This window comes from Streptomyces sp. NPDC093984 (genome assembly GCF_044764595.1).
In the GTDB taxonomy this organism is placed as follows: domain Bacteria; phylum Actinomycetota; class Actinomycetes; order Streptomycetales; family Streptomycetaceae; genus Streptomyces; species Streptomyces cynarae.
Window position 1 is genome coordinate 505252 of record NZ_JBIWIM010000003.1, and the last position, 20999, is coordinate 526250.

Genomic DNA, 20999 nt, shown 5'->3' on the forward strand with positions numbered 1-20999 from the left:
TGTGTACGAGTTCAGGGAGACCCATGACCACCGCCGCCGCCCGGCGCAGTGACCGCAGGATCAGTCCCGTGTTCGTCGGGATTCTGGCCGTGACGGCGGTCACCGGCTGGGCCACCTGGAGCGGGTTCGCCGAGCAGCCCGGCGTCGCCGTGTTCCTGTTCGTGACGGCCGCCTGGGTGGTCTCCCTGTGCCTGCACGAGTACGCGCACGCCCGCACCGCCCTGCACAGCGGCGACATCTCGGTCGGCGCGAAGGGCTACCTCACGCTGAACCCGCTGAAGTACACGCACGCCCTGCTGAGCATCGTGCTGCCGGTGGTCTTCGTGATCATGGGCGGGATCGGTCTGCCGGGCGGCGCGGTGTTCATCGAGCGGGGCCGTATCCGGGGCCGCTGGCGGCACAGCCTGATCTCGGCGGCGGGCCCGCTGACGAACGTGGTGTTCGCGGCGGTGTGCACGGCCCCGTTCTGGCTGCACGCGCTGGACGGGGTGCCCCGCGACTTCCGGTTCGCCCTCGCCTTCCTCGCGCTGCTGCAGGTGACGGCCGCGATCCTGAACTTCCTGCCGGTGCCCGGCCTGGACGGCTACGGCGTGATCGAGCCCTGGCTGCCGTACAGCGTCCGGCGCCAGGTGGAGCCGTTCGCGCCGTTCGGCCTGCTGTTCGTGTTCGCGCTGCTGTGGGTGCCGTCGGTCAACAGCGCGTTCTTCGACGTGATCGACACCATCCTGAACGGCCTGGGCATCGGCGACTTCGACCGGTACTGCGGTCAGGAGCTGTACCGCTTCTGGCAGGGCACCAACGAGTTCTGCTCGGTCAGCCCGTGACGGACTTGGTCCCGTCCGACCGGACCGCGCGGCCGCGCTTGAAGTAGTACCAGGTCATGTTGGACGACACTCCCGCGAGCAGGATCCACACGATGCCGAGCCAACTGCCCTGGACGAAGGAGACGACGGCCGCGGCCACGGAGAGGACGCAGACGGCGAGGGCGTAGAGGGCGAGGCGGGGCATGGGTTCGGCTCTCCTGTCGGGGGACACTGCTCGGAATGCTCGCAATGCTCGGAACTGCTTCGCCGACCAGTGTCCCCCATCGGGTCATACGTCCGTGACCCGCAGACCGGCGTGTGCCTTGTACCGCCGGTTGACGGAGATCAGGTTCGCCACCAGCGCCTCCACCTGGTGGGCGCCTCGCAGCCGACCCGCGAAGATGCCGCGCATGCCGGGGATGCGTCCGGCCAGCGCCTGCACGATCTCCACGTCGGCCCGCTCCTCGCCGAGGACCATGACGTCCGTGTCGATCTGCTCGACCTCGGGGTCCTCCAGGAGGACGGCGGACAGGTGGTGGAAGGCGGCGGTGACCCGCGACTCGGGCAGCAGGGCGGCGGCCTGCTCGGCGGCGCTGCCCTCCTCCGGCTTCAGCGCGTAGGCGCCCTTCTTGTCGAAGCCGAGCGGGTTGACGCAGTCGACGACGAGCTTGCCGGCGAGCTCCTCGCGCAGCGACTGAAGCAGCGGGCCGTGCCCCTCCCACGGCACGGCGACGATCACGATGTCGCTGCGCCGCGCGGTCTCGGCGTTGTCGGCTCCCTCGATGCCGTGGCCGATCTCCTGGGCGGCGTTCTGCGCGCGCTCCGCGGCACGGGAGCCGATGATCACCTTCTGGCCGGCCCGGGCGAGCCGGTAGGCGAGTCCCTTGCCCTGCGGCCCGGTACCGCCGAGCACGCCGACGACGTAGCCGGAGACGTCGGGGAGGTCCCAGGGGTCCTTGGCGGGGGCCTTGGGTGCACTGTCGGAAGAGGTCATGGGCCGACTCTACGTGCGCCCCGGCCGGCCGCGCCGCTCAGGTGAGGGCCGTCCCGGGATCCGGTGGAAGGCGCCCTGCGGAGGGCCGGTGGCGGTGGGCGGTGGTGCTTCTGTGGCCGGTGGTCCCGATCCGTCCCCGGGTCGGGGGAATTCTGGGGGAACTCCCGCTCCCCAGGGGCCCTTTGCGGCAGGATGCCTGGGTATGGACGCCGTACGGGTCGCCTTGCTGCGGGAAGTGCTCGCCGGGACCGAGTGGCCGGTCGCCACCCGGCGGTTCGCGGGGACGCTGCGCGGGTCCGTGGTGTCGCACGGGGGCGGGCTGCTGCTCGTCGGCACCCAGGAGTACGAGCCGTGGCACCTGGCGGCGCACCTGGTCGACGAGGCGGCCTGGTCCGGGACGCCGGAGCTGTCCCCGACGCTGGTGCGGCACGCGGCGCGGGCTTCGGATCCGGCGCACCTGGCGGTGGGGCTGGGACGGCTGTCGGCGGCGCGGCGCGGGGAGACCCTGCTGGTGGTGTCGCCCGCCGCGCCGGGGGCGGGACTGCTGGAGCGGGTCCACGACGCGCGGCGGGCCGGGGCGACGGTGCTGGCGCTGGACGCCGGGGACCGGGACCTGACGGCTCTGGCACACGAGTCGCTGACGGTCCCCGAGGAGACGGATCTGGACCTGGACACGGTGCAGCACCTGGTGAGCGCGGCGGCCGGGGAGAACCGGCTGCCGGCTCCCCGGGGCCGCCGCCGCTTCCGGGACCGTCTGTCCCGGCTGGCGGACCAGCTGACGGAGCCGCCGCCGGCACGGTGGTAGCCGCCGAAACGGCGCGGTGGCAGCCGCCGAAACGGCGCGGTGGCAGCCGCCGGGAAAACCAGTTGCCCGGGGCACGCTGCCGGTCGAGCATGGCCCGTCGTGACCGACGACGCCTCCGTTTCCGCTCGGGCCCTGCCCGCCGACGCCGAACCCGCCTCCCGGTTACGCGCGCTGCTGCCCGACCTGGCACCCTGGCGGGCGTCGGCGGACTTCCGACGGCTGTGGCTGGCAGGGCTGATCAGCAACTTCGGCACCTTCCTCAGCTTCGTCGCGCTGCCGGTCCAGCTGAAGGAGCTCACCGGCTCGGCGGCGGCCGTGGGCGCGATCGGTGTGGTGGAGCTCGTACCGCTGATCGTGTTCGGGCTGTACGGAGGGGCGCTCGCCGACGCGTACGACAAGCGGAAGCTGATCCTCTCCACTGAGGCCGGCCAGGGACTGCTGTCCGCCTTCCTGCTGCTGAACGCGCTGCTGCCCCAGCCCGCGGTCTGGCCCCTGTACCTGGTGGCGGCCCTGTCCTCCGCCCTCACCTCGCTCCAGCGCCCCGCCCTCGACTCCCTCCTGCCGCGCATCGTGGCGCATGAGCACCTCCCGGCGGCCGCCTCGCTGAACTCGCTGCGCTGGACGGTCGGCGGCGTCGCAGGTCCCGCGCTGGCGGGCGTGGTCGTCGCCTACGCGGGGCTCGGCGCGGCGTACGGCGCGGATCTGGTGACGTTCGTGGTGTCGGTGGTGCTGTGCCTGGCGCTGGCCGCGTCGCCCGCCTCCCACGAGGCGGTGAAGCCGTCGCTGAGGTCGATCGTCGCGGGCGCACGGTACGCGTGGAGCCGCAAGGAGCTGCTGGGAACGTACGTGGTCGACCTCGCCGCGATGTTCTTCGCGATGCCGCTGGCGCTGCTGCCGTTCCTCGCGGAAGACATGCACGCCGAGTGGTCGCTGGGGCTGATGTACGCGACGGTTCCGGCGGGATCGCTGATCGTGTCGCTGACCAGCGGCTGGACGTCGCGGATCCACCGGCACGGGCTGATGGTCGTCCTCGCGGCGGCCGGGTGGGGCCTGGCGATCGCGGCTGCGGGAGTCGCGCGGAACCTCTGGCTGGTGCTGCTGTGCCTGACGCTGGGCGGCTGCTTCGACATGGTGAGCGGGATCTTCCGCGCGGCGGTGTGGAACCAGACCATCCCGGACGAGCTGCGGGGCCGACTGGCCGGGATCGAACTGCTGTCGTACTCGATGGGGCCGCAGCTGGGGCAGGTCCGTTCGGGCGGCATGGCGGCTTGGACGAGCGTGCGGACATCGGTGTGGTCGGGGGGACTGCTCTGCATGGGGGCGGTGGGGCTGTTGGCACTGTGCCTGCCGGCCTTGATGCGCTACGACGCGCGGACGAACGAGCACGCGGTCCGGCTGAGGGCACAGAGGCAGGGTGCGGGGACGTGAGCAGCAGGGTTGCCCCCGCGATGGCCACCCATCCACCCGCCCGAACGGGCGGGTGGATGGGTGGGGAATCTTCGCCGCCCAGCGGCGAAGGCGGTGCGTGAGCCCGGCTCAGTCCTCCACTCGCTCCGCGCGAGCCCCGGCTCAGTCCCCCTGCCGCTCCGCGCGAGCCCCGGCTCAGTCCCCCTGCCACTCCGCGAGCCCCGGCTCAGTCCCCCTGCCGCTCCGCGAGCCCTCCCCCGCTCAGTCCCCCTCCCGTTCCGCCGGAGGCGCGTCGTGCCAGCGCGGGTCCGTCTCCCACTCGACGTTCCGCTCCCGTGCCGTCTCCATCGCGTGTTCCGCCTCCTGGCGGGACGCGTACGGGCCGAAACGGTCCTTCGCCGGGCAATCCGGACCCTCCTCGACCTTCTGGTGCACCAGGCAGTAGTACCACTCGCCCGGCTTGCCGACCGTACGCTTCCTGAACAGCGCCATCGCAGGAGCTCCTTTCACCACGGCCATGGTCCCGCACGGCCGCTGGATAGACTCGCTGGCATGTCTGGCCAGTCGCTGCTCGTACCAGGAGAGCTGTCTCCCACCCGTTCCGTGCCCGGAAACATCCGCCGCCCCGAATACGTCGGCAAACCGGCGCCGACCCCGTACACCGGGCCGGAGGTGCAGACCCCCGAGACCGTCGAGGCGATGCGCGTCGCCGGGCGGATCGCGGCGCGGGCGATGGCCGAGGCGGCGAAGATCGTCGCCCCGGGCGTCACCACGGACGAGCTGGACCGCGTCGCGCACGAGTACATGTGCGACCACGGCGCCTACCCCTCCACCCTGGGCTACCGCGGGTTCCCCAAGTCGTTGTGCACCTCGATCAACGAGGTCATCTGCCACGGCATCCCGGACTCCACGGTCCTGCGCGACGGCGACATCATCAACCTCGACGTGACGGCGTACATCGGCGGCGTCCACGGCGACACCAACGCCACCTACCTGGTCGGCGACGTCGACGAGGAGTCCCGGCTGCTCGTGGAGCGCACCCGCGAGTCCCTCGACCGTGCCGTCAAGGCCGTCAGGCCCGGCCGCCAGATCAATGTCATCGGCCGCGTCATCGAGTCGTACGCGAAGCGTTTCGGGTACGGGGTCGTGCGGGACTTCACCGGTCACGGGATCAACTCGTCGTTCCACTCCGGGCTGATCATCCCGCACTACGACAGCCCGCACGCGACCACGGTGATGCAGCCCGGCATGACCTTCACCATCGAGCCCATGCTCACCCTCGGCACGCACGAGTACGACATGTGGGACGACGGGTGGACGGTCGTCACGAAGGACCGCAAGCGGACCGCGCAGTTCGAGCACACGCTGGTCGTCACGGAGACCGGCGCGGAGATCCTCACGCTGCCGTAGCCACGCCGCACCCCCTGGAGCCCGTTCTGTCCACAGAGCGGGCTCTTTCGCGTGGGCCGGGAGCGGAACGCGGGTAGGATTTTGCCGACAGGATGTCGGCAAACGGCGGAGGCCCCATGAACACCCCGGAGACGGCCGGCACGGCCTTCTCGGCGCTCATCCGCGTCGCGTCACAGGACGAGCACCGGGAGGCGAACACCTCCGGGTTCATCACGGGCCTGCTCGGCGGCAGGCTCGGCGTGGACGCGTACACGCGGTACACGGAGCAGCTGTGGTTCGTGTACGAGGCCCTGGAGTCCGCCGCCGCCCGGCTGGCGGGCGACCCGGTGGCCGGGCCGTTCGTGCGGCCGGAGCTGTTCCGGCTGACCGCGCTGGAGCGGGACCTGGCGCATCTGCGCGGACCCGAGTGGCGGGCGCACCTGACGGCGCTGCCCGCGACGCGGACGTACGCGAAGCGGGTGCGGGAGTGCGCCGAGCAGTGGCCCGGCGGATACGTCGCCCATCACTACACCCGCTACATGGGCGACCTCGCCGGCGGCCAGATCATCCGCGACATGGCGGAGAGGACATGGGGCTTCACCCGGAAGGGCGACGGGGTCCGGTTCTATGTGTTCGACGGGATCCCCAACCCGGCGGCGTTCAAGAGGACGTACCGGACACTCCTGGACGGCATCCGGGTCGACGACCTGGAGAAGCTGCGGGTCGTCGCCGAGTGCCGGCGGGCGTACACCCTCAACACGGCGGTCTTCCGGGCTCTGGGCGAGGAGTTCCCACTGAGCGCCTAGCGCTGGGTCAGCGTTCCAGAAACACCCTGCCCCCGACCTCCACCCACCCCTCCGGCTGCGGCGCCGTGAGGATCTGTGAGCCCGCTCCCTGGCGGATGTTGAGCGCGCGGCCGAGTCGGGCCGTGAGCAGGAGCGCCGCCGCGCCCGTGGCCTCGTCCTCCTCGATCCCCCCGGTGCAAGCACCGGCTCCACCGGAGCGGCTGACGCCGCACTCATCGATTCGGCCGGGGAAGGCCCGGGCGCGGATCCGGCCCGCCGACTCGTCCTCCCACGCCCAGGCGTAGATCCACTCCCCCGACGGCGGGACGGGCAGGCCGTCCACCTCGGCGGCCGTCGCGTACTGCCGCAGCGTGCGCGGCGGCGCCCACTCCGGGCGGGCCTCGATCCAGCTGAACTCGCCGTCCTGCCGCGCCCCCACCACACCGGCCGGAGTGACGAGTTCCGGCAGATCGAGCAGCCAGGCCGTGCCCACGCAGGGGTGCCCGGCGAACGGCAGCCGCAGCGTGGGCGTGTAGATGTCGATGATCCCGCGCTCGGGGTCGTCGACGAACACGGTCTCGCTGAAGCCGAGTTTGGCGGCGAACGCCTGCCGCTCGTCCCGCCCGGGCATCAGCGAACCGTCCCGGACGACGCCGAGTTCGTTGCCGTAGCCGCCGCTCGGCCCGCAGAAGACGCGCAGCACGTCGTAGTCAGTCACCGGCGCATTCAAACATCACCCGGGCACGAGGGGCGGAGCCCCGAAGACCCCAGTGAGACCTGAATCACGGTCCGGGTGGGTATGGGGCAGGTAATGCTCAGTTAAATTAGGCAAGCCTCACCGAACCGTCCTCTCTGGAGCCTGCATGCGAGCCGTTCGACTCTCCGTCGTCACCGCCGCCGCCACCGCGGCGGCTCTGACCGCTCTCACCGGATGCACGGAGAAGAGCACCGCTGAGGGATCCGACCGCGCGATCCGGGTGACCGCCACCGACTCGAAGTGCGAGGTGTCCAAGAAGGAGTTCCCGGCCGGGCACGTCGAGGTGGCGGTCGAGAACAAGGGCTCCAAGGTGACCGAGGTCTACCTGCTCTTCCCGGACGACCGGATCGTCGCCGAGCGCGAGAACATCGGCCCCGGCACCAAGCAGACGGTCACCGCCGAGATGAAGGCCGGCGACTACCAGATCGCCTGCAAGCCCGGCATGAAGGGCAAGGGCATACGCCAGAACGTCACGGCCACCGGCAGCGGCGGCGCCGCCAAGCGCGACCCGCGCCTGGACCAGGCCGTGGCCGCCTACCGCTCGTACGCGCAAGAGCAGGCCGACGAGACGCTGCCCAAGGTCAAGGTGTTCACCGACGCCGTCAAGGCCGGAGACCTCGAGGCGGCGAAGAAGGCGTACGCGGTCTCCCGCCTCGGCTGGGAGCGCACCGAGCCGGTCGCCGAGTCCTTCGGTGACATCGACCCGAAGGTCGACGTCCGCGAGGACGGCCTGGAGGGCGGCCAGAAGTGGACCGGCTGGCACCGCCTGGAGAAGGCCCTCTGGCAGGACAAGAAGATCGACGCCGAGGCGAAGGCCCTCGCCGACCAGCTGGTGACCGACCTGAAGGACTGGCAGGAGCGCGTCGGCAAGGCCGAGATCACCCCGACCTCCATGGCCAACGGCGCCAAGGAACTCCTCGACGAGGTCGCCACCGGCAAGGTCACCGGTGAGGAGGAGCGCTACTCCCACACCGACCTGGTCGACTTCAAGGCCAACGTGGAGGGCGCGCAGAAGGCGTACGAGCTGCTGAAGCCGGTCGCGTCGAAGAACGACCCGTCCCTGACCAAGGAGCTGGAGAAGCAGTTCATCGCGCTGAACGCCCTGCTGGACAAGTACCGCTCGGACAAGGCCTCGTACGAGTTCGTCTCCTACGACAAGGTCACGGAGGACCAGCAGAAGGAGCTCTCGGACGCGGTGAACGCCCTCGCCGAGCCGCTCTCCAAGCTCGCCGCCGCGGTCGTGAAGTAAGTAAGGGGGTAAGGCGATGACCGACATCCAGGGGAGCAGTCCGTCGCGCCGGGCGCTGATCGGCTGGACAGGCGCCGGGCTCGCGCTCGGTGCCGCCGTGGCCGGTGGCGCGGTGACGGCGGCGGGCGCGGGCAACGACGTGGATCCGGCCGCGGCGGAGGCCGGTGGCGCGGTGGAGTTCCACGGCGCCCACCAGGCGGGCGTCGCCACGCCCGTGCAGGACCGGCTGCACTTCGCCGCGTTCGACGTGAAGACCGACGACCGCGCCGAGTTCGTGCAGATGCTCAAGGACTGGACGGCCGCGGCCCGGCGGATGACGGCCGGGCAGGCCATCGGTGAGGGCGCGTACGGCGGGCTCGCCGAGGCGCCGCCGGACGACACCGGGGAGGCGCTGGGTCTCAAGCCCTCGCGGCTGACCCTGACGATCGGCTTCGGGCCGTCGCTCTTCGACAAGTTCGGGCTGCGGGACAAGCGGCCCGAGGCGCTGGTCGACCTGCCGAAGTTCCCCGGCGACAACCTGGACCGGTCCCGCACGGGCGGCGATCTGTGCATCCAGGCCTGCGCGGACGACCCGCAGGTCGCCGTGCACGCGATCCGCAACCTGGCCCGCATCGGCTTCGGCAAGGTCGCCATCCGCTGGTCCCAGCTCGGCTTCGGCAAGACCTCCTCGACGACCCCCGACGCGCAGACCCCGCGCAACCTCTTCGGGTTCAAGGACGGCACCCGCAACATCGCCGGGACGGAAGAGGACCGGCTGAAGAAGTTCGTGTGGGTCGGCGACGGGGACGGGCCGGCGTGGATGACCGGCGGCTCCTACCTGGTCGCCCGGCGGATCCGCATGAACGTCGAGACCTGGGACCGGACCTCGCTGCAGGAGCAGGAGGACGTCTTCGGCCGGGACAAGCGCGAGGGCGCCCCGGTCGGCAAGGCGAAGGAACACGACGAGCCGTTCCTGAAGGCGATGAAGCCGGACGCGCACGTGCGGCTCGCCCACCCCGACTCCAACGACGGCATCACCATCCTGCGCCGGGGTTACTCCTTCACCGACGGCACCGACGGCCTCGGCCGCCTGGACGCGGGCCTGTTCTTCCTGGCCTACCAGCGCGACGTGCGCAAGGGGTTCATACCGCTCCAGCGCAGGCTGGCGGCGCAGGACGCGCTCAACGAGTACATCCAGCACGTGGGTTCGGCCGTCTTCGCCATCCCGCCCGGCGTCCGGGACTCCGGCGACTGGTGGGGCCGCACACTGCTGTCCGAGGAGGCGTAGCCCGTGTTCTCCAACTATCTGATCGGCCTGCGCGAGGGGCTGGAGGCCAGCCTCGTCGTCTGCATCCTGATCGCCTACCTGGTCAAGACCGGCCGCCGTGACGCCCTGAGGCCGATCTGGACCGGCATCGGCATCGCGGTCGCCATCGCGCTCGGCTTCGGCTGCGTCCTCGAGTTCGGCTCCCAGGAGCTGACGTTCCAGGCGCAGGAGGCACTCGGCGGCTCCCTGTCGATCCTCGCCGTGGGCCTGGTGACGTGGATGGTCTTCTGGATGCGGCGCACCGCCCGGCATCTGAGGTCCGAACTGCACGGCAAGCTGGACGCGGCACTGGCGATGGGCACGGGCGCGCTGGTCGCCACCGCGTTCCTCGCGGTGGGCCGCGAGGGGCTGGAGACCGCCCTGTTCGTGTGGGCGTCGGTGCACGCGGCGAGCGACGGCACCCCGCGCCCGCTCCTCGGCGTCGCCCTGGGCCTCGCGACGGCCGTCTTCCTGGGCTGGCTGTTCTACCGCGGCGCTCTGAAGATCAACCTGGCGAAGTTCTTCACCTGGACCGGCGGCATGCTGGTCGTCGTCGCCGCGGGCGTGCTCGCCTACGGCTTCCACGACCTGCAGGAGGCCGGCTGGATCCCGGGCCTGACGAGCCTCGCCTTCGACATCAGCGACACCGTTCCGCCGGACAGCTGGTACGGCACGCTGCTGAAGGGCGTGTTCAACTTCCAGCCCGATCCGACGGTTCTTCAGGTCACGGTGTGGCTGCTGTACTTGATCCCGACGCTCGCGCTTTTCCTGTCCCCGGTAGGGTTCGCCTCCGGAAAGGGGAAGGTGAAGGTCACTGATGAGCAGGGAGCGCGGGGATCGCAGCCCTCGAACGCTGCGTAGTCCAGGCCGGTTCGCCCTGGCAACGGCGGCGGTGACGGTTCTGTCCGTGACGGCCAGCGGCTGCGTCGTGGTGCACGGCGAGCGGGAGGTCGTACCGACGGCGACACGCGCCGAGGCGGCCCGCGCGCTGAAGGACTTCCTCACCGCCTACAACAAGGCGGACAAGGCGTACGACCGGTCTCTGGACGCCAGTCGGGTCACCGGTGCGCTCGGCGCCATCGACGGCGGCAAACTGGAGGCCGGCCACAAGATCAGCCCGGGCGGCAACAGCGGCCATGTGCCGCTGAAGCTGACCGGCGCCAAGTTCACGATCCCGAAGAAGGCCGGCTGGCCGCGCTGGTTCGTCGCCGACACCCGCGCCAACAAGGGCAGCGCGGACGCCCATTGGCTGCTCGTCTTCACCCGCTCCGACGCGAGCAAGGTGTGGGCGGTGTCGTATCTGACGATCCTCGCGCCCGGCGACGTACCGGCGTTCAAGACGGACAAGGACGGCTGGGCCGAACCCGTCACCGCGGACGACCCGGCGCTCGCCGTCCAGCCCCGCAAGCTCAGCACCGCGTACGCGACCTATCTGCGAAGCGGCGGGGACCTGTTCGCGCCCGGCCCGCACACCTCGCAGTGGCGGGCCACCCGGCTGGAGAACGCGAGCAAGCCCGGGCTGGCCCGGCAGCACATCGACGAGTCGCTGACGAACGGCGACTACGCCCCGGTGGGGCTGCGCACCGCGGACGGCGGGGCGCTGGTGTTCTTCGCCACACACCACTACGAGAGGCAGACGGCCGCGCAGGGCGTGAACATCAACATCACCGACCCGAACATCAAGGCGCTGCTGACCGGGGAGGTCAAGCAGTCCCTGACCCTGGAGTACGTGTCGAACCAGGCGGTGCTGGACCCGAGGAAGGGCCCGGTGAAGTTCGTGAGCCGGGTGGAGGGGCTCACGGGGGCCGAGGGGGAGTAAGCGGAGGGGGAGTAAGCCGCGGACGAGCAAGGGGAGTGACGCGGCGACGGGGTCGCCGCCGGGGCTCAGCCCCGGTGCGGCCAGCCCGCCAACTCGCTCTCCTCGCCCGCGTACCGCGCGCACGCGTCGGTGAGCACCTCGAGCAGGCTCAGCGGATCAGGCAGCGCGTGCTCGGGCCCCCGCACCCACTCCACGGTCAGCTCCCCCGGCAACTGCGCCGGAGGCACCAGCACATACGACCCCCGGCAGTGCCACCGCAGTCCCGGGTGCTCGTCCATCGTCTCGGGGTGGCAGTCCAGTTCGCACGGCCACCACTCGTCCTCGTCCTCGGGCGTGCCGCGGGTCAGCGTGAAGAACAGCATGCGGCCGTCCCCGGTCGCGGCGACCGGACCCACCTCGACACCGGAGGCGAGCAGTCGGCCCAGGGCCTCCTCGCCCGCCTCGCGCGGGACGTCGAGCACGTCGTGCACCATCCCGGTGGCGGTGATGAAGTTGGCCTGCGGCTGGTGCCGGGCCCATCGCTCGATCTGCCCGCGGTCCGTGGTGGACTGCGTCTGCCAGGCGAAGGAGACCGGGTGCCGGGCGGGCGTGGGACAGCCGACGCGGTCACAGGAACAGCGGTAGCCGGCGGGGTGGGCGGCGGGCGCGAGCGGCAGCCCCGCGGCGGCGGCAGCCAGCAGCATCGCCTCACGGCCGCCGTCGCCGGCGTCCTCCTTGAGACGGGCGGGACGTCGTCCGCGCAGCCACTGGGAGATCCTGCCCTGCACGCTCGTGCGGCGGCCGAAGTCTGCGCTCATCTATCCCCTCGCCTCGCTGCTGTGTCTTGACAGCATGCCCTATGGTCCCACCATCCCGCGCGCCGGGTGACCGCCAGTTGCCTACCGGGACGGGCGGGGCGATGGGCAGGGCGATGCCAACTGCGGTGCGCGATCAGGGGACATCGCGGCATTTCATCCGGTCTGTCCGTGCGCATCGTCGTGGGAAGCGGGCCAGGCGTCGCCCCAATCCGCGTCGCGGGCGGCCCTGTAGAGCGGCCCGTGGCGCTTGGTGACCGTGTCGCGGTGCAGGGACTCGTCCGGGCCGCACAGGTCGAGGAGCACCTGGCCCTTGCGGATCTGGGGACGCCGGACCACTCGGGAGGCGGCGGGGCGCACCGGGAAACGGGCCGCGGCGACATAGCTGAACTTCTCGTCCTCGTACGCCAGCGAGCCGCCCTTGACCTGGCGGTGCAGTGAGGAACGGCTGACCCGGGCCGAGAAGTGGCACCAGTCCTCGCCGGGGGCGATGGGGCAGGCGGCGCTGTGCGGGCAGGGGGCGGCGACGTGGAAGCCGGCGCGGATCAGGCGGTCGCGCGCCTCGATCACTCGGGCGTAGCCGCCGGGGGTGCCGGGTTCGACGATCACGACGGCCTGGGCGGCGGTGGCCGCGGCGTCGACGACGGCGGCGCGGTCGGCTTCGGTCAGCTCGCCGAGGACGTACGAGACCGTGACGAGATCAGTGCTCTCTATGCTGAGCGCCGATCCGATACGAGAGCGGCGCCACTCGGCGGCCTTGAGCGCGGGATGGGCGGCGGCGATCTCCCGGCCGAGCGCCAGCGCGGGCTCGGCCCAGTCGAGCACGGTGACCGGCCGCTCCCCGCCCCAGGTGGCACTCACGGCCCAGGTCGCGGCGCCGGTCCCGCCGCCGACGTCCACGTGGCTCGCGGGCACCCAGCCGGGGGCGGCGTCCGCGAAGGCGCCGAGCGCCGCGGACACCGCCTCGAAGGTCGCGGGCATGCGGTAGGCGGCGTAGGCGACGACGTCGGAGCGGTCCCGCAGCACGGGCGCGTCGGTCGGGGTCCGCCCCCGGTAGTTCGCGATCAGCCGGTCCACGGCCTGCGCGGCCTGCCGGGACGGAAGCCCGTCGAGCAGCCGGGCGAGGGCGGCACGGAGGGCGTCGGCCGGGGAGTCGGGGGCGTTCACGTGCCGATTCTAGGCGGTGAGCGGTGCTCACTTCGGAGAGCGGCGATCCTGACGACGTAGCGGCTCGGACGACGCGAACTCACCGGCCGGTGTGGGCGAAAATGAGGCAAAACCGGCTTGCCGGGAAGAACAGGTCAGAACATGCCGGCTTGTACAGGAGAGCGATGGTGATCAGAAATGGCCCGCCAACGCAAAGTCCCCAGCTCACGCCTGCGTGACGCCGCCCGGCTGGCCCTGGCCGGTGTTCTGGCGACCGTCCTGTCGCTGGGCGCAGGTCCCGCCCGGGCCTCCGCGGACCACGTTTCGACGCTCGACGCGGCGACCCATCGGATGACCGTCACGGATCACGGCCGGACGGTGATGACCTTCACCGTAGGCTTCGGAAAGCCCGGCTTCCGCACGCCGTCCGGAACCTTCCACGTGCTGGGCAAGGATGCGGTCATCAAGATGACCTCGTGCAGCGCGAAGATCACGTGTGATCCGCGCAATCCCAACTACTACGCCCTCACAGTCCACTGGGCGGTGCGCCTGACCAGCGGCGGTGTATTCATCCATGCCGCCCCCTGGAACCATGCCATCGGCCGGACCGACATCTCCCACGGCTGCATCCACCTGAGCACGGCGGACGCCCACCGCTTCTACGATTTCAGCCGGATCGGCGACACGGTGATGGTCAAGAACACCGGCGGCCGCGCCGGCAGCCCGAGCGGCCCGTAGATCGACACAGAGCTACCGCAGGAGACGGAGCCGGCCCACGCCGGCACTCACCTACGTGAGCGGCCCTCTCTCCAGAGAGCGCCGCTCACCCCCGTATCGCCCGAGCCAGCCGATCCCCCGCCCGCGCCCGCGGCCCGTTGTCCGGCCCCCGGCGGCGCGGATGCACGGTGTTCGCCAGCAGGACCAGGAAGGTGTCCGTCGCCGGGTCCAGCACCAGTGACGTGCCCGTGAAGCCGGTGTGGCCCGCCGCACCCCGGCCCGCCAGCTCCCCCATGAACCACGGCTGGTCCACCGCGAAGCCCAGCCCCGGCGGGGTCAGCATCAGTTCGACGAAGTCGGGGCCCAGGATCCGCGCCGTCCCGTACGAGCCGCCGGCCAGCAGTGTGCGGCAGAAGACCGCCAGGTCCCGCCCCGTCGAGAAGAGGCCCGCGTGCCCGGCCACCCCGCCGAGCGCCCACGCGTTCTCGTCGTGGACACGGCCCCGCACCATCCCCCGGTCCGCCTTGGCCCACGGCCGCCGCTGGTCCTCCGTCGCCGCCGCGTGAGGGCACGGTCCGAAGCCCGTCGCGGCCATCCCCAGCGGCCGGGTGATCCCGTCGCGGAAGAGCACGTCGAGGCTGCGGCCGGTGACGCGCTCCAGGACGTACTGCAGAAGCAGCGGGTTCAGGTCCGAGTAGAGGTACGACGTGCCGGGCTCGCCCACCGGGGCCTCCGCCCGCAGCAGCGCGAGCCGCTCCTCCTGTGACGCGCAGTCATACAGCGGGAGTTCGGGCCGCAGCCCGGAGGTGTGGGTGAGCAGCTGCCGTACGGTGATCCCCGCGTGCTCCACCGCCCGGAACTCCGGCAGGTACGCCCCCACGCGCGCGTCGATGCCGAGCGTGCCCCGCTCCAGCTGCTGCACCGCGGCGACCGCCGTGAACAGCTTGGTCAGGGAGGCCAGGTCGAAGGGCGTGTCCACGGTCATCGGCACCCGTTCCTGCGGCGGCAGCTCCACACCCCGGTCGGCCTGCTCGTCGTAGGCGGCGTAGCGGACCGCCCAGCCCATCGCCTCCTCCACGGCGATCACCGGTCCCCGCCCGGCGACCACCACGGCACCGGCCGCCCAGGGGCGCTCCCCCTCGACGGCGGCGTGGACCTCGCGGACGAGAAGACGCAGTTGCTCCGCGTCGAGCCCCGCCTTCTCCGGGGTGTCGACGCGCAGTCTCGGTGCGCTCAGTTCTCCTCCCCCAAGCTCTCGGCTGCGCCCGAGCCGGGGATAGGCCCAGCCTCCGCGCCCGCGCGTGCGGTCCAGGGACGGCACAGTGCCACGAAGCAGGCGACCGCCACCAGTGCGGCCGCCAGTTGGACGACGGCCATCGGGACGGCGGTGTCCTCGCCGGCGACCCCGACGAGCGGCGAGGCGACCGCGCCGATGAGGAACGAGGTGGTGCCGAGGAGCGCCGACGCGGAACCGGCGTGGTGGCGGGTGCGCATCAGGGCGAGCGCCTGCGTGTTGGGCAGGGTGATGCCCATCGCGGACATCAGCACGAACAGGGCGGCGGCGACCGGTGCGAGGCCGACCTCGCCGAGGGCGCCCGTCGCCATCAGCAGCAGCGCGGTCGCGGCGAGGGTGACGACCGTGAGGCCGACCGCCAGGACCTTGTCGAGGCTGACCCGGCCGACCAGGATCTTGCCGTTGACCTGCCCGGCGAGGACCAGGCCGACCGAGTTGAGGCCGAACAGCAGGCTGAAGGTCTGCGGGGAGGCGCCGTAGATCTCCTGGATCACGAACGGGGACGCGGAGACGTACGCGAACAGCGCCGCGAAGGCGAAACCGCCCGCGATGGTGTAGCCGGTGAAGACGCGGTCGGCGAGGAGGGTCCGCATGGCGCGCAGGGCGGCGCCCACTCCCCCGCCACGCCGTCCCGCCGACCCCAGCGTCTCGGGCAGCCGGACCCAAACGAGCGAGGTGAGCGCGATCCCGACGAGCGTGAGGACCACGAACACGCCCCGCCAGTCCGTGACGCGCAGGATCTGGCCGCCGATCAGCGGCGCGACGATCGGAGCCACCCCGGAGATCAGCATGAGTGTGGAGAAGAACCGGGCCATGGCGACGCCGTCGTACAGGTCGCGGACGACGGCCCGGGCGATCACGATCCCGGCCGCGCCCGCGAGCCCCTGGACCAGCCGGAAGGCGACCAGGGTCTCCACCGAGGGGGCGAGGGCGCACAGCGCGGTGGCGAGGACGTAGACGACGAGGCCCGTGAGCAGTGGGCGGCGGCGCCCCCACTTGTCGCTCATCGGGCCGACCAGCAGCTGACCGAGCGCCATGCCGGCGAGGCAGCCGGTGAGGGTGAGCTGCACGGTCGCGGCGGGCGCGTGCAGGGACCTGGTGACCTCCGGCAGGGACGGGAGGTACATGTCCATGGCGAGCGGGGGCGTGGCGGTGAGGGCGCCGAGGAGAAAGGTGACCAGCAGACCGGTACGGCGCTGGACGTCGCCCCGGGTGTGCGGTGGGGCGCCGGACGGTGCTGTCTCGGGCTCGGTTATGTGGATTTCCGGCTGCTTCCTGTCGCGCGTGGTACGGCCACGCTCGAGCATGCGCTCCTCCTCGTCGTACGGTCCGCCCCTTATGTTCTCAGCTCCCACCGGTCGGACGGGATGGTGTACCGAGGGGCGGACACCCCTACGCTGCGGGCCCATGACGAACAGGGAGACGAGGATCGCCGTGGTGACCGGCGCCGGTTCGGGGATCGGGCGCGCGGTCGCCGTGGAGTTGCTGGGCGCGGGCTGGTCGGTGGCGCTCGCGGGGCGGCGGGTGGAGACGCTCGAGGAGACGGCCGCGCTCGTGCCCGGGGGCGACACGCTCGCCGTACGGACCGACGTGTCGCGGCCGGAGGAGGTCGAGGCGCTGTTCGCCGCCGTGCGTGACCGGTTCGGGCGGCTGGACCTGCTGTTCAACAACGCGGGCACGTTCGGCCCCGGTGGCGTCCCGGTCGAGGAGCTGTCGTACGACGCCTGGCGGCATGTGGTGGACACCAATCTCAACGGCGCGTTCCTGTGCGCGCAGGCGGCGTACCGGCAGCTGAAGGAGCAGGATCCGCAGGGCGGCCGGATCATCAACAACGGCTCCGTCTCCGCACACACGCCCCGCCCGCACTCGGTGGCCTACACGGCGACCAAGCACGCCCTGACCGGACTGACCAAGTCGCTGTCCCTGGACGGGCGTCCGTACCGGATCGCGGTGGGCCAGATCGACATCGGCAACGCTGCGACCGACATGACCGCGGGGATGCGGCGCGGAGTCCTCCAGGCGAACGGGGAGGTGGCCGTCGAGCCCGTGATGGACGTGGCGGATGTGGCGCGCACCGTGCGGCACATGGCGGAGCTGCCGTTGGAGGCGAACGTGCAGTTCGCGACGGTGCTGGCGACGACGATGCCGTACGTGGGCCGCGGCTGACGGGTCCGGCGCCCGGAGAGGGCATTTTGTCGACAACTCAACTTCCACAAACGGAATTGAAGACTCCGCACCATCTGGGCCTGTGACGGGCTTACGCTGAGCACATCTACACCAGAGCTTCACACTTGGAGCACTGGGATTCCGTAGGCCACACCAAGGGGGGTGGCAGCCGTTCCGTGGTCCGGCAGGGGGGACCTCGCGGGGGACCGCGAGGTACGCGCCGGACCGCGGAACGGCTGCCCATGATCCGCCCCGATCAACGCCGGTGGCGGCCGTCCTCCGCGGCTCTGCGCCGTCCGCGCCCGCGCCCACGCAGCGCGTAGACCCCGCCGGCCAGCAGTGCCGCCACTCCCCCGGCCCCGCCGACCAGCCCCCACGACGAGCCACCGTGCCCCGCGGCGCCCGCCCCGTGAGCCGACGCCTGCCGCCCCGGCGCGGGCGTCCCCCTCGCCCCGCCCTCGCTGAGCGGCTCCGCCAGGGTGCCCACGGGCTCGACCTTCCCGGCGTGCGCGAAGCCCCAGTCGAGCAGGGAGGCGGTCTCCTGGTAGACGCCGTTGCCACCGGGCTCGGGATGCATGACGGTCACGATGAGGGTACGCCCGCCGCGCGTGGCGGCGCCGGTGAAGGTGTTGCCCGCGTTGCTGGTGTACCCGTTCTTGACGCCGATGAGGCCCTTGTAGGTGCCAAGACCCCAGGCTCCGGTCAGCAGGCGGTCGGTGTTCTGGATCTGGAAGGTCTTCTTCCCGCCCGCCGGGAAGTTCGCGACGCGGGTCGAGCAGTAACCGCGGAAGTCGCCGTTCCTGAGGCCGTGGCGGGCGAACAGCGTCAGGTCGTACGCGGAGGAGAGCTGCCCGGGGTGGTCGAAGCCGTCGGGGCTCACCACATGGGTGTCGAGGGCCTGCATGTCCTCGGCCTGAGCTTGCATCTCGGCGACGGTCTTCGCGATCCCGCCGTTCATATGACTGAGGACGTGGACCGCGTCGTTGCCGGAGCGCAGGAAGACACCGAGCCACAACTGTTCGACGGTGTACGTGATTCCGGGCTTGATGCCGACGAGGCTGGACCCGGCGGGGATGTCCGCGAGGTCGGCGTCGGTCACCGTGTGGGTCTGGTTGCGCTCGAACTTCCTGAGCACGGTGTCCGCGAACAGCATCTTCAGCGTGGAGGCGGGGGCGAGCCGCCGGTGCGCGTCGCACGCGGCGAGCACCTGACCGCTGTCGTGGTCGGCGACGAGCCAGGCGCGGGCGGTGAGCTTCTTCGGCAGCGGGGTGTCCCCCTGTACCTGGACGCCGGCCAGACCCAGCCGTTCGCCACCGATGACCGGGGCCCCGGACGCGGACGCGGTCCCGGGCGCGGCCAGGGCCAGCGGCGCGGCGGCGGCGAGCCCGAGCACGGCGCGCCGCGACAGCCGCGCGTCACACGGGGAAAGCGAAGAGGAAAAACGCACCCCGGGACCGTACAAAGCGAATCCCCGGCGACACGCACCGGGGTGTTAAAGGCACGGCAAAGTCCGGGTCATGTCCGGGAAACGCCCGTGGCACAGAACACACCACCCACCAGGAGTTTCACGGCAGCACACCGTCAACGGCCGAAGAATGCGCTTCCTTGCCGAAAACCCGGTCCCGGGCGTCTTTCTCAGCCCTCACGCATTTCTTACTCAGGACCCCTCAACGGTTTCTCCCCGGCCTGTGCCGCGCCCACGACGGGCGACCGTCAGGGGGCGCGGCACGACCGTCAAGGGGCGCGACAAGACCGTCAGGGTGAGGGTGCGTGACACGACCGTCAGGGTGCGCGACACGACCGTCAGGGTGCGCTCACCGCCCCAGGATCCGGTCCACGTCGGCCAGTTGCGCGGCGGTGAGCGGTCCCTTCGCGAGCGCGCCCGCATTCTCCTCGGCCTGGGCGACCGAGCGGAAGCCCGGGATGGGGACGGTGAGCGGGCTGCGGGCCCAGATCCAGGCGAGGGCGCCCTGGGCGAGCGTACGGCCACCGCTGGTGAGGACGTCCCGGAGCGCTTCGACGCGCCGCAGCCACTCGGCGTCGGCGCCGCCGCCCTCGGTGAAGCCCGGCAGCCACGCGGGCGGCGCGTTGCGGATGTCGCCGGCCTCCAGGGCGCGTCCGGGGGTGTGCTTGCCGGTCAGCAACCCCATGGCGAGGGGGCTGCGGTTGATGCTCGCGAGGTTCGACCCCTCGCACAGGGCGAGGAGTTCGGGCGCGTCCTGGAGGATGTTCAGGCGGTGCTGGACGGCCGTGCAGTGCTCCCCCTCGGCGAACACGGCGGCGCGGGCCGGGTCGTCGGTGCTCCACGCGTACGCACGGATGAGCCCTTCCCGTACGAACTCCTCGCATGTGTCGCGGAGTTCGGCCGCGCGCTCGGGGTCCGCGTCGGACAGGTGCAGCTGGTAGAGGTCGATGTAATCGGTGTCGAGGCGGCGCAGGGAGGCGGTCAGCGCGCGGCGGGCGTACGCCGGTGAGTCGTCGCTGCCGGTGAGCAGCCGGCGTTCCTCGTCGATGAGGTTGCCCCACTTGGTGCCGATGACCACGTCGGCGCGCCGTTTGCCGAGGGCGCGCGCGAGGACGCGCTCGCTGTGGCCGGTGCCGTAGGCGTCGGCGGTGTCGAAGAAGGTGACACCGAGGTCGAGGGCACGCCGTACCGCCCGTACGGACTCCTCGTCGTCGACCTTCCCCCAGCCCAGGGGCTGTCCGTCGAGGGAGGCCCACTCACCCCCGATGGCCCAGCAGCCGAAGCCGAGGGCGCTGACCCGGATACCGCTTCTTCCAAGTGTCCTGACGTGCTCGGTGCTCTCCATGTCGGTGACCGTAGGGGTTGGAGTGCACACGAAGGCAAGCCCTTTCTCGGATGCTGTCCCCGCGGCTCGGGCGGATGCGGTTGCAGCTCGGGCGGATGCGGTTCGCGCGGATGCGGTTGCGGCTTTCGCCACCCGAACGGCGTCGTGAACAGGTCGGCCGGTGTGACGGGTGGGACGGTGAGAACGCGGAGGGGATTGTTCCTGTTGCCTGCCAGGGAGTGACCGTGACCTGTTTCGACCGACGTGACGTGGGGCTGCTGCTGCTCAGGCTGGGCACCGGCGCGGTGCTGGCGGCGCACGGCACGCAGAAGCTGTTCGGCTGGTTCGGCGGGGGCGGGCTCGAAGGCACCGGGCAGTGGATGGAGTCCGTCGGCTACCGGCCCGGGAAGCAGAACGCGCTGGTCTCCGGGCTGGTGGAGGCGGGCGGCGGCACCCTGCTGGCGCTGGGCCTCGCGACACCGGCGGCGGGCGCCGCGGTGGCCGGCGGGATGGCGGGGGCGGCTGCCGTGCACGCCCCGCAGGGGTTCTTCGCCCAGAGCGGCGGTCTCGAATACCCGGTGTCCCTCGGCCTGACGGCGGCGAGCCTGGCGGTCACCGGCCCGGGCCGGCTCTCCCTGGACGCGCTGTCCGGTCACGCCTTCAACCGCGACTGGATGGTCCCGGCGGCGTTCGCAGCGACGGCGGCGGGGACGGCACTGGTGGTCGGGGCACGGGCCAAGCGGCTGCGGCAGAAGTCGGAGGGCGAGCAGGAGGCGCTGTTCGAGGAGTGACCGTTTCCA

General features: G+C 71.6%; 22 protein-coding genes. 12 read left to right on the forward strand and 10 right to left on the reverse strand.

The genetic code is table 11. From position 1 onward, the window contains the following. The first annotated feature begins 23 nt into the window (after positions 1-23). On the forward strand, positions 24-824 hold the full coding sequence (locus ACIRC0_RS14400) for a site-2 protease family protein (RefSeq protein WP_403615758.1): 801 nt from the start codon (positions 24-26) through the stop codon (positions 822-824). On the opposite strand, the gene ACIRC0_RS14405 is transcribed toward ACIRC0_RS14400, so the two are convergent. Together ACIRC0_RS14405 and npdG are read right to left on the reverse strand one after the other, a co-directional pair. After that, complete coding sequence (locus tag ACIRC0_RS14405) at positions 814-1008, reverse strand: hypothetical protein (RefSeq protein ID WP_403615762.1); 195 nt, start codon at positions 1006-1008, stop codon at positions 814-816. The two genes, ACIRC0_RS14400 and ACIRC0_RS14405, sit on opposite strands and share 11 nt — an antisense overlap. Before the next feature lie 84 nt (positions 1009-1092). Beyond that, positions 1093-1797, reverse strand: coding sequence for an NADPH-dependent F420 reductase (npdG, locus tag ACIRC0_RS14410; protein ID WP_403615765.1), 705 nt, complete (start codon positions 1795-1797; stop codon positions 1093-1095). 202 nt (positions 1798-1999) lie between these two features. On the opposite strand from npdG, the gene ACIRC0_RS14415 reads away from it, so the two are divergent. Beyond that, the gene (locus ACIRC0_RS14415) at positions 2000-2602 is read left to right on the forward strand and encodes a hypothetical protein (RefSeq protein WP_403615768.1); all 603 of its coding nucleotides are present in this window, start codon (positions 2000-2002) and stop codon (positions 2600-2602) included. Positions 2603-2701: 99 nt separating this feature from the next. After that, positions 2702-4030 carry an MFS transporter gene (locus ACIRC0_RS14420; RefSeq protein ID WP_403615771.1) on the forward strand — a complete coding sequence of 443 codons (1329 nt, stop codon included), beginning with the start codon at positions 2702-2704 and terminating at the stop codon, positions 4028-4030. Positions 4031-4270: 240 nt separating this feature from the next. Here ACIRC0_RS14420 and ACIRC0_RS14425 read toward each other — a convergent pair whose 3' ends face one another. Next, the gene (locus ACIRC0_RS14425) at positions 4271-4501 is read right to left on the reverse strand and encodes a hypothetical protein (RefSeq protein ID WP_200417093.1); all 231 of its coding nucleotides are present in this window, start codon (positions 4499-4501) and stop codon (positions 4271-4273) included. A gap of 60 nt (positions 4502-4561) precedes the next feature. Between ACIRC0_RS14425 and map the strand changes: the two genes are divergently transcribed. Further along, positions 4562-5419 (forward strand): type I methionyl aminopeptidase, encoded by an 858-nt coding sequence (gene map, locus ACIRC0_RS14430; RefSeq protein WP_403615773.1) that lies wholly within the window; start codon positions 4562-4564, stop codon positions 5417-5419. 116 nt (positions 5420-5535) lie between these two features. Next, entirely contained in the window at positions 5536-6204 is a 669-nt protein-coding gene (locus ACIRC0_RS14435; protein ID WP_403615776.1) for a heme oxygenase (biliverdin-producing), read from the forward strand. A gap of 7 nt (positions 6205-6211) precedes the next feature. Here the strand turns inward: ACIRC0_RS14435 and ACIRC0_RS14440 are convergent, their stop codons facing one another. Further along, complete coding sequence (locus ACIRC0_RS14440; protein ID WP_403615778.1) at positions 6212-6901, reverse strand: PhzF family phenazine biosynthesis protein; 690 nt, start codon at positions 6899-6901, stop codon at positions 6212-6214. 145 nt (positions 6902-7046) lie between these two features. Here ACIRC0_RS14440 and efeO point away from each other — a divergent pair, with 145 nt between their 5' ends. The 4 genes from efeO to ACIRC0_RS14460 are packed head-to-tail and all read left to right on the forward strand — an operon-like array spanning position 7047 to position 11293. Then, positions 7047-8189, forward strand: coding sequence for an iron uptake system protein EfeO (gene efeO / locus ACIRC0_RS14445; RefSeq protein ID WP_403615781.1), 1143 nt, complete (start codon positions 7047-7049; stop codon positions 8187-8189). Positions 8190-8205: 16 nt separating this feature from the next. After that, entirely contained in the window at positions 8206-9456 is a 1251-nt protein-coding gene (efeB, locus tag ACIRC0_RS14450; RefSeq protein ID WP_403615784.1) for an iron uptake transporter deferrochelatase/peroxidase subunit, read from the forward strand. A gap of 3 nt (positions 9457-9459) precedes the next feature. Then, positions 9460-10335 (forward strand): iron uptake transporter permease EfeU, encoded by an 876-nt coding sequence (efeU, locus tag ACIRC0_RS14455; RefSeq protein ID WP_403615786.1) that lies wholly within the window; start codon positions 9460-9462, stop codon positions 10333-10335. 46 nt (positions 10336-10381) lie between these two features. Further along, a complete protein-coding gene (locus ACIRC0_RS14460; protein ID WP_403615788.1) occupies positions 10382-11293 on the forward strand; it encodes a hypothetical protein in 912 nt (303 codons plus the stop codon). Between the two features lie 65 nt (positions 11294-11358). Here the strand turns inward: ACIRC0_RS14460 and ACIRC0_RS14465 are convergent, their stop codons facing one another. Beyond that, positions 11359-12090: a bifunctional DNA primase/polymerase gene (locus tag ACIRC0_RS14465; protein ID WP_403615790.1), complete on the reverse strand. Its 732-nt coding sequence runs from the start codon at positions 12088-12090 to the stop codon at positions 11359-11361. Between the two features lie 153 nt (positions 12091-12243). Continuing rightward, a complete protein-coding gene (locus ACIRC0_RS14470; protein ID WP_403615792.1) occupies positions 12244-13254 on the reverse strand; it encodes a small ribosomal subunit Rsm22 family protein in 1011 nt (336 codons plus the stop codon). Positions 13255-13431: 177 nt separating this feature from the next. On the opposite strand from ACIRC0_RS14470, the gene ACIRC0_RS14475 reads away from it, so the two are divergent. Continuing rightward, positions 13432-13971, forward strand: coding sequence for a L,D-transpeptidase (locus tag ACIRC0_RS14475; RefSeq protein WP_403615795.1), 540 nt, complete (start codon positions 13432-13434; stop codon positions 13969-13971). Between the two features lie 85 nt (positions 13972-14056). On the opposite strand, the gene ACIRC0_RS14480 is transcribed toward ACIRC0_RS14475, so the two are convergent. Together ACIRC0_RS14480 and ACIRC0_RS14485 are read right to left on the reverse strand one after the other, a co-directional pair. Continuing rightward, on the reverse strand, positions 14057-15271 hold the full coding sequence (locus tag ACIRC0_RS14480) for a serine hydrolase domain-containing protein (RefSeq protein ID WP_403615797.1): 1215 nt from the start codon (positions 15269-15271) through the stop codon (positions 14057-14059). After that, positions 15184-16551: a multidrug effflux MFS transporter gene (locus tag ACIRC0_RS14485; protein WP_403616492.1), complete on the reverse strand. Its 1368-nt coding sequence runs from the start codon at positions 16549-16551 to the stop codon at positions 15184-15186. The genes ACIRC0_RS14480 and ACIRC0_RS14485 overlap by 88 nt, the downstream gene beginning before the upstream one ends. 100 nt (positions 16552-16651) lie before the next feature. Here ACIRC0_RS14485 and ACIRC0_RS14490 point away from each other — a divergent pair, with 100 nt between their 5' ends. Further along, positions 16652-17410, forward strand: a complete 759-nt coding sequence (locus ACIRC0_RS14490) for an SDR family oxidoreductase (RefSeq protein ID WP_403615800.1) — start codon at positions 16652-16654, stop codon at positions 17408-17410. A gap of 256 nt (positions 17411-17666) precedes the next feature. Here ACIRC0_RS14490 and ACIRC0_RS14495 read toward each other — a convergent pair whose 3' ends face one another. Further along, positions 17667-18857: a D-alanyl-D-alanine carboxypeptidase family protein gene (locus tag ACIRC0_RS14495; RefSeq protein WP_403615802.1), complete on the reverse strand. Its 1191-nt coding sequence runs from the start codon at positions 18855-18857 to the stop codon at positions 17667-17669. 367 nt (positions 18858-19224) lie between these two features. After that, the gene (locus ACIRC0_RS14500) at positions 19225-20220 is read right to left on the reverse strand and encodes an aldo/keto reductase (RefSeq protein WP_403615804.1); all 996 of its coding nucleotides are present in this window, start codon (positions 20218-20220) and stop codon (positions 19225-19227) included. A 224-nt stretch (positions 20221-20444) separates the two neighbouring features. On the opposite strand from ACIRC0_RS14500, the gene ACIRC0_RS14505 reads away from it, so the two are divergent. Next, entirely contained in the window at positions 20445-20990 is a 546-nt protein-coding gene (locus ACIRC0_RS14505) for a DoxX family protein (protein ID WP_403615807.1), read from the forward strand. Positions 20991-20999: the final 9 nt, after the last annotated feature.

Coding starts and splice junctions, on each gene's coding strand:
- ACIRC0_RS14415 (WP_403615768.1), top strand. CDS start 2,000: ATGGACGCCGTACGGGTCGCCTTGCTGCGGGAAGTGCTCGCCGGGACC.
- efeB (WP_403615784.1), top strand. CDS start 8,206: ATGACCGACATCCAGGGGAGCAGTCCGTCGCGCCGGGCGCTGATCGGC.
- efeO (WP_403615781.1), top strand. CDS start 7,047: ATGCGAGCCGTTCGACTCTCCGTCGTCACCGCCGCCGCCACCGCGGCG.
- ACIRC0_RS14400 (WP_403615758.1), top strand. CDS start 24: ATGACCACCGCCGCCGCCCGGCGCAGTGACCGCAGGATCAGTCCCGTG.
- ACIRC0_RS14490 (WP_403615800.1), top strand. CDS start 16,652: ATGACGAACAGGGAGACGAGGATCGCCGTGGTGACCGGCGCCGGTTCG.
- ACIRC0_RS14475 (WP_403615795.1), top strand. CDS start 13,432: ATGGCCCGCCAACGCAAAGTCCCCAGCTCACGCCTGCGTGACGCCGCC.
- map (WP_403615773.1), top strand. CDS start 4,562: ATGTCTGGCCAGTCGCTGCTCGTACCAGGAGAGCTGTCTCCCACCCGT.
- ACIRC0_RS14465 (WP_403615790.1), bottom strand. CDS start 12,090: ATGAGCGCAGACTTCGGCCGCCGCACGAGCGTGCAGGGCAGGATCTCC.
- ACIRC0_RS14405 (WP_403615762.1), bottom strand. CDS start 1,008: ATGCCCCGCCTCGCCCTCTACGCCCTCGCCGTCTGCGTCCTCTCCGTG.
- npdG (WP_403615765.1), bottom strand. CDS start 1,797: ATGACCTCTTCCGACAGTGCACCCAAGGCCCCCGCCAAGGACCCCTGG.
- ACIRC0_RS14425 (WP_200417093.1), bottom strand. CDS start 4,501: ATGGCGCTGTTCAGGAAGCGTACGGTCGGCAAGCCGGGCGAGTGGTAC.
- ACIRC0_RS14500 (WP_403615804.1), bottom strand. CDS start 20,220: ATGGAGAGCACCGAGCACGTCAGGACACTTGGAAGAAGCGGTATCCGG.
- ACIRC0_RS14485 (WP_403616492.1), bottom strand. CDS start 16,551: ATGCTCGAGCGTGGCCGTACCACGCGCGACAGGAAGCAGCCGGAAATC.
- ACIRC0_RS14435 (WP_403615776.1), top strand. CDS start 5,536: ATGAACACCCCGGAGACGGCCGGCACGGCCTTCTCGGCGCTCATCCGC.